We start from the raw sequence: 6,750 nt of genomic DNA, 5'->3' as shown, positions 1-6,750 counted from the left end.
TGACACAAGTAAGGGAGAGGTCGACCTATACCGTTTTGAAAAAATTCGGAGCGATGAGCGTAACCGCCGTAATGTTTTAAGGCTTTTGAGCGAACTTCTCAAAAGACGCACGGCGAGAGGAGCCATCGCAAACAGTTGACACAAGTAAGGGAGAGGTCGACCTATACCGTTTTGAAAAAATTCGGAGCGATGAGCGTAACCGCCGTAATGTTTTAAGGCTTTTGAGCGAACTTCTCAAAAGACGCACGGCGAGAGAAGCCATCGCAAACAGTTGACACAAGTAAGGGAGAGGTCGACCTATACCGTTTTGAAAAAATTCGGAGCGATGAGCTAAATAGAGCTGATAGTAAATAGAGGCTATTCTCGATTATGAGATAGCCTTTAGTTCACTCAGAAGTTGATTTAATTTGGCATGATTATTCTCGCATCCTAATGAACTCATTTGGTTTTATTATATGAACCTCAAATACCTTTCTGTTTCGGTTCCCCCAACGGATTCCAAGAAAATTAGAATACCGAACTTAGCTAAAACAAAATATAACAAATAGAAAAAATATCAGCTCATATTGTGAAAAAATAGTGACATACTATAGATGGCATAGTTAGCTTATCATTAAAAGTGTTAAATATCCTGAACTTAGGAAGGGTGAATAGGGGAGGGCATTTAAAAAAGTGTGATCAAGTTCACTGCAAAGGTTGAACTTACATATGGAAATAAGGTGATTCTTTTAGCATAAAGTAATGAGACCCTCAGAAACAAGGGCTTTTTTAACAAGAAAGAGTTTTTTTACTTTTTTTGAGAAAGGATAATATTACCAAAAAAATGAACAACTTATTATCGCTTTCAAAAAAGGTTGTAAACTAAAAATCAGCATGCTAGTATACTAGTATAAATTATAGGGATAGATCATGATTACTATCGAAACTTAATTGTTTTACTATTAATTGAATTCAAATTAATTTTTGCACTGATCTCTACTATTTATGTTATGAAAGGATTCACAATTTTTTTAATGAGGTGACAACAATGAAAGACAACAACAATAACAAACATCGTCCTTTTGGATTAAGGGATAAAGTTGGTTATTTATTAGGTGATTTTGGTAATGATTTTTCATTCCTACTTGTAAGTGCTTTCCTTATGGTTTTCTATACGGATATACTAGGCATTTCTGCAGCTCAAGTAGGTACGCTTTTTTTCGTAGCTAGGTTTTGGGATGCCATAACGGATGTAATTTGGGGAAGGTTTATTGATAGCAGAAAACGAGGGAAGCTCGGAAAGTTTAGACCTTGGATTTTCCGTATGTCTTTCCCATTAGTTATCGTAAGTGCGTTATTATTCTTGGAAATACCGGGTATGTCTGATGGATTTTATCTTGCTTATGCTTATGTTACATATATTTTATGGGGGGTATTGTATACAACTGTAAATATTCCTTATGGTTCGATGGCAGCTGTCATCTCAGGGGAAGCTGTTGACCGTACAGCCTTATCAGCATGGAGAACGATGGGGGCAATGTCTGCTGGTTTAGTTATTAATGTTCTAGGTCCATTGGTTGTATTTGTTGATAATCAATTGGATGCTAATAGAATGTTTATGATGGCTGTAATCTTTAGTATTCTAGCTCTAGCTTGCTTTATGGGATGTGTTAGTTTATCAACTGAACGGATCACGTTACCAGAGAAGAAGAAAGATGATAAAGTTAATATCAAGCTAACATTGAAGGGGCTTGCGACAAATAAGCCGTTAATTTCAATCTTAATTGCATCACTTTTATTTATGACAAATGTACTTTTAATTAATGCTGTTAATGTTTATTTGTTCAAAGACTACTTTTTAAATGCGAGCGCGTTAGCGATCTTTGGTATAATTCAAGCTTTCGCTGCATTTATTACGGTGCCGTTTATTAAATCACTTGTTGCTAGATTTGGTAAAAAGGAAGTTGCTTCTGCAGGGATGTTAATAGCAAGTTTATCCTTTTTAACTTTATTTATTATACAGACAAGTTCACTCGTAGTGTTCTTTATCGGTACTGCAGTTGGTATGATCGGTTTTGCCTTATTTAACTTAGTTATTTGGGCGTTTGTTACAGATGCGATTGATTATCATGAATTTAAAACTGGTCTGCGTGAAGATGCAACAGTTTATTCCGTTTATTCATTTGCTCGTAAAATTGGTCAAGCCTTTGCAGGTGGTCTTACAGGTTATGCAATCGCGTTTGTCGGATATGATTCAACGAGGGCAACGCAATCTGAGGAGGTTGCTCAAGGTATTTATTCATTGGCAACTTTATTTCCAGCAGTTATTTTCGGTCTGGTTTTCTTAATTCTAGTCTTTATTTACCCACTTTCTAAACAACGTGTTCTTGATTTAGCCACAGAATTAGCTGAAAGAAGAAAGCAACAACAATAAAGACAGGCAATGAGGGGATAACTGACGATCAGTTATCTCCTTAAACATACTGAATTCTGTTCTTTACGAATAGAATTCAATATGAGATTATATTTTTATATAATATTTTTTTATTTAAATGAATAATTTTTTTTGGGAGAGTGTGAAAATGCTTACAATAGCGCCTAGAGTACCGGGTGAAAATAACCAAAAATACTCCTATCGAGTTATTAAGGATGCAATCATGTATTTAGAATTGAAGCCGGGTCAATCAATTAGTGAGATAGAAATAGCAGAATTGCTTAACATATCTCGGACGCCTGTTCGTGAAGTGTTAACAAAACTTAGAGAAGAACACTTGATTGAAGTGATCCCTCAAGTAGGTACCTATGTGTCAAAAATTAATCTTCAATTAATTGACGAGGCTGCTTTTATGCGATCAACTCTTGAAAAAGAGGTTTTAAAACAAGCGTGTCTTTCGTTTCCTGAGGATAAGTTAATAGATTTAAAGAGAAACCTTGCTCTACAAAAAGAGCTTCTGAAAAAAAGAGGAACAGAGCGTCAATTTCATGCATTAGATACAGAGTTTCACCTTTTGATCTTTCTTGGAAGCAAAAAAGAAAATGTGTGGTCTGCTATTACACGTTTGAGTACGCATTATAATCGTATTCGACTTCTTTCTGAAATGGAAAATAATTTTGAAGCTGCAATTATTCAGCACCAAGAACTTATCGAAATGATAGAAAGCAAAGATGTAAATAAAGTAAATAATATTGTTCAAGAACATATTATTGACCCAATGAAGGGGTGGGAGCGGTTATATCAACCAGGTTCAGTTTATGAGGAATATTTTGATTCACCAACGCTTAAAGCCAGTATCCATTAATGAAGGGTAATGGCCTTTCTTTTCCCTAAAATAAGTATGTGCCAACTCTATGAAGAATTTGTTAACAATTAAAAAAGTACTTATAAATCTATTGAACACTTCTTGTGTGTATGCTAGTATACAAGTATACAACATGAAAGAGAATTTAAGTTGATCTCCTGTTGTATAGTTTTTGTTTATTTAAGAACTATAAATAGTAAGAAATCATTCTTTAATTTAAGAATTCTTTTCTTAAGTGGGAGTAAATTTTTTTGGAGGTGATTCCTGTGTTACAAAAATTTGATGTACTAAAAGAGATGAATAAAGGTTACTTAGTTGCTGTTATTCGTGGACAAAATAAAGAGGATGCAGTAGAGATCTCTAAACACGCATTTAAAGGTGGCATTCGTTCTTTAGAAGTTACGTTTTCAACACCTGGTGCAGAAGATGCAATTGCTGAATTATCACGCTTAGGAAATGATGAGATGATTGTGGGAGCTGGTACAGTTTTAGATGCAGATACTGCAAGAATTGCGATCATGAAAGGTGCGCGTTATATTGTAAGTCCTCATTTTGATAAGGATATTGCTCTTATGTGTAATCGTTATGCAATCCCTTACTTACCAGGTTGTGGATCAGTCACTGAGATTATGAGTGCTCTTACATATGGTGTAGACGTTGTGAAATTGTTCCCCGGAAGTTTATTTGGACCATCGTTCATTAAAGATGTTAAGGGGCCAGTTCCTCATGCACAACTAATGCCATCTGGGGGCGTAAGTTTGGACAATGTTTCAGAATGGATTAAAAATGGAGCGTTTGCTGTAGGGATTGGAAGCGCATTAACAAAAGGCGTGACTGGAGATAACTATCAATCAGTAGAAGATGTCGCTAGAGAGTTTATTCAAAAGATTGAATCAATCAGAGGAGTATAACTATGAAAAAGGTAGTTACACTTGGCGAATTATTACTACGGTTATCAACACCTAGTTATTCTAAAATTGAACAATCTACCTCTTTTTCAAAAACCTTTGGTGGTGGAGAAGCAAACGTAGCGATTTCACTTGCTCAATTAGGCTTGAAAAGCTTGTTTGTAAGTAAATTACCTACCAATTCATTGGGCATTAGTGCAAAGCAACAGTTAAATAGCTATGGTGTCATGACGGATCACCTCCTTTACGGTGGTGACAGGATCGGGATTTACTTTTTAGAAAAAGGCTATTCAATACGCTCTTCTAAAGTGATCTATGACCGTCAACACTCTGCATTTGCGCACTCTGCCATTGACGAATATGACTTTGATTCAATTTTTGAAGGTGCTGATTGGTTTCACATTAGTGGAATTACTCCAGCATTAAATCAAGAATTGTTCAATATAACCAAGGAAGCGTTAGCTGTTGCTAAACAAAAAGGGCTAACGACTAGTTGTGATTTGAACTTCAGAAGTTCATTATGGTCTTTTGAACGTGCACGAGAAAAAATGACGGAATTAATGAACGATGTAGATGTATGTATTGGTATTGAACCTTTGCAATTGCTTGATGAACAAGGGAATGACATAAAAGATGCAATACCTAAACCTTTTGGCGAAGATGATCTAAACACTATTTTGAAGAGAATGCACAAACAGTTCGGCTTTTCGCATATCGCAATGACTTTTAGAGAAAGCATTAGTGTCACTAAAAATCGTTTACATGCTTTGATTTCTGATGGTGAAAAAATTCATCGTTCGAAAGAGGTTGAATTAGATATTGTTGACCGAGTTGGAGCAGGAGATTCTTTTTCTGCAGGTGTTATTTACTCATTGATTCAAAAGTATCAAACTCAAGATGCGGTTGATTTTGCATCTGCTTGTTTTTCATTAAAGCATACGATTGAAGGGGATGCGAATATCCTCCAACTTTCTGATATCGAACAATTCCTTGGACAGGATTCGTATCATTCTATAAAGAGGTAAATCAGACTAACTTTTTTTAAAATGATCGAATTAGCTCCAATGAGTAATACTACTTATGTGGGAGGAATGTTTTTTATGGAAACATTTATCCATGAAAATTTCATCTTGAAAAATCAAACTGCTATTGACTTGTATCATAATTTTGCAAAGCAAATGCCAATTTATGATTACCATTGCCATTTGTCACCTAAAGATATCGCCGAAAATAGAAAGTTCAACAACATTACTGAACTTTGGTTAGAAGGTGATCATTATAAATGGAGAGCAATGAGAGCAAATGGTATAGAAGAGCGTTTTATTACAGGTGATGCAAGTCCTAAAGAAAAGTTTGATGCATGGGCAAAGACTGTTCCATATACAGTTGGGAATCCTTTGTATCACTGGACTCATATTGAATTAAAGACCTATTTTGGTATTGAAGAATTATTAAATGAAAGTAGTGCAGATCGTATTTGGGATCAGTGCAATGAACTTTTAGAAAAAGATGAATTTCGTGTTCAACAATTGATTAAGCGCTCGAACGTTAACGTCATCTGTACTACGGATGATCCAACAGACGATCTTCATTTTCACGAAGTTATAGAAAGCCAAGAAGACTTTTCTGTAAAGGTTTTGCCAACGTTTCGTCCCGATAAAGGAGTAGAAATTAACCTTGGTACATTTGTTCCTTTCGTGAAAAAGCTAGAAGAAGTAGTGGGAAGATCACTTTCAAGCTTCAATGATTATCTAGCTGCCCTTGGTGAGAGAGTTGATTACTTCCATGAAAAAGGTTGTCGAATTTCTGATCATGGTTTAGGAGAAATTCCTTTTGCGACCTACGAAGAAAGTGAAGTTGAACAGATTTTTAAAGCTGCTCTTCAAGCAAAGAAAGTTTCACTCACCGAAGAGAAGAAGTTTAAAACTGCTGTATTAATTTATTTAGCAAAGCGTTATAAAGAAAAAGAATGGGCAATGCAATTACATTTTGGAGCTATTCGTAACAACAATCAAAAAATGTTTGAGCAATTAGGTCCAGATGCTGGTTTTGATTCGATCAATGATCAAGGTGAAGTAGCTGCACCACTAAATGCATTACTTAACGCTTTTGAAGAGCGTGGGCACTTACCAAGAACAATTCTTTATAACCTAAATCCAAACTACAATGACGTGGTTGGAAGTACATTGGCTAACTTCCAAACAGAGCCTGGAATTAAAGGGAAAATTCAATTCGGTTCTGGATGGTGGTTCAATGATACAAAGCGTGGGATGCTACGTCAAATGACGGCTTTAGCCGATCAAGGGCTTCTAATGCACTTTGTAGGAATGCTAACAGATTCACGTAGTTTTATTTCTTACAGCCGTCATGAGTATTTCCGTCGCATTTTATGTAACTTAATTGGGACTTGGGTTGAGGATGGCGAGGTTCCAAACGACGAGGCTTTGTTACAAGAACTTGTCGAGAATATTTGTTATAACAATGCGAGAAATTATTTTATGATCGATGTAAATTAACATAAACATAACAATTTATTAATCAGTTTCAAGCTGTTTAATAAAAGG

General features: G+C 35.6%; 5 protein-coding genes. All 5 read left to right on the top strand.

All coding sequences use genetic code 11. The annotated features are described in order from the left end of the window. The first annotated feature begins 1,027 nt into the window (after nucleotides 1–1,027). The 5 genes from AC1FXZ_RS09960 to uxaC all read left to right on the top strand — a co-directional run bounded on the left by AC1FXZ_RS09960 (nucleotide 1,028) and on the right by uxaC (nucleotide 6,702). Nucleotides 1,028–2,413, top strand: a complete 1,386-nt coding sequence (locus tag AC1FXZ_RS09960) for an MFS transporter (RefSeq protein ID WP_480053077.1) — start codon at nucleotides 1,028–1,030, stop codon at nucleotides 2,411–2,413. 148 nt (nucleotides 2,414–2,561) lie between these two features. After that, the gene (locus AC1FXZ_RS09955; RefSeq protein ID WP_480053075.1) at nucleotides 2,562–3,278 is read left to right on the top strand and encodes a GntR family transcriptional regulator; all 717 of its coding nucleotides are present in this window, start codon (nucleotides 2,562–2,564) and stop codon (nucleotides 3,276–3,278) included. Between the two features lie 266 nt (nucleotides 3,279–3,544). Then, nucleotides 3,545–4,189: a bifunctional 2-keto-4-hydroxyglutarate aldolase/2-keto-3-deoxy-6-phosphogluconate aldolase gene (locus AC1FXZ_RS09950; protein ID WP_480053073.1), complete on the top strand. Its 645-nt coding sequence runs from the start codon at nucleotides 3,545–3,547 to the stop codon at nucleotides 4,187–4,189. Between the two features lie 2 nt (nucleotides 4,190–4,191). Further along, complete coding sequence (locus tag AC1FXZ_RS09945; RefSeq protein WP_480053071.1) at nucleotides 4,192–5,211, top strand: PfkB family carbohydrate kinase; 1,020 nt, start codon at nucleotides 4,192–4,194, stop codon at nucleotides 5,209–5,211. 75 nt (nucleotides 5,212–5,286) lie between these two features. After that, nucleotides 5,287–6,702, top strand: a complete 1,416-nt coding sequence (gene uxaC / locus AC1FXZ_RS09940; RefSeq protein ID WP_480053069.1) for a glucuronate isomerase — start codon at nucleotides 5,287–5,289, stop codon at nucleotides 6,700–6,702. The last annotated feature ends 48 nt before the right edge of the window (nucleotides 6,703–6,750 follow it).

The sequence above is a fragment of the Halalkalibacter sp. HAAS-P014 genome (genome assembly GCF_056619965.1).
The sequence above is the reverse complement of the archived record's forward strand: the minus strand, read 5'-3'. Positions and strand labels throughout refer to the sequence as shown.

What these genes read in the sequence shown, in the direction of transcription:
- AC1FXZ_RS09955 (WP_480053075.1), top strand. Translation starts at nt 2,562, where the DNA reads ATGCTTACAATAGCGCCTAGAGTACCGGGTGAAAATAACCAAAAATAC.
- AC1FXZ_RS09960 (WP_480053077.1), top strand. Translation starts at nt 1,028, where the DNA reads ATGAAAGACAACAACAATAACAAACATCGTCCTTTTGGATTAAGGGAT.
- uxaC (WP_480053069.1), top strand. Translation starts at nt 5,287, where the DNA reads ATGGAAACATTTATCCATGAAAATTTCATCTTGAAAAATCAAACTGCT.
- AC1FXZ_RS09945 (WP_480053071.1), top strand. Translation starts at nt 4,192, where the DNA reads ATGAAAAAGGTAGTTACACTTGGCGAATTATTACTACGGTTATCAACA.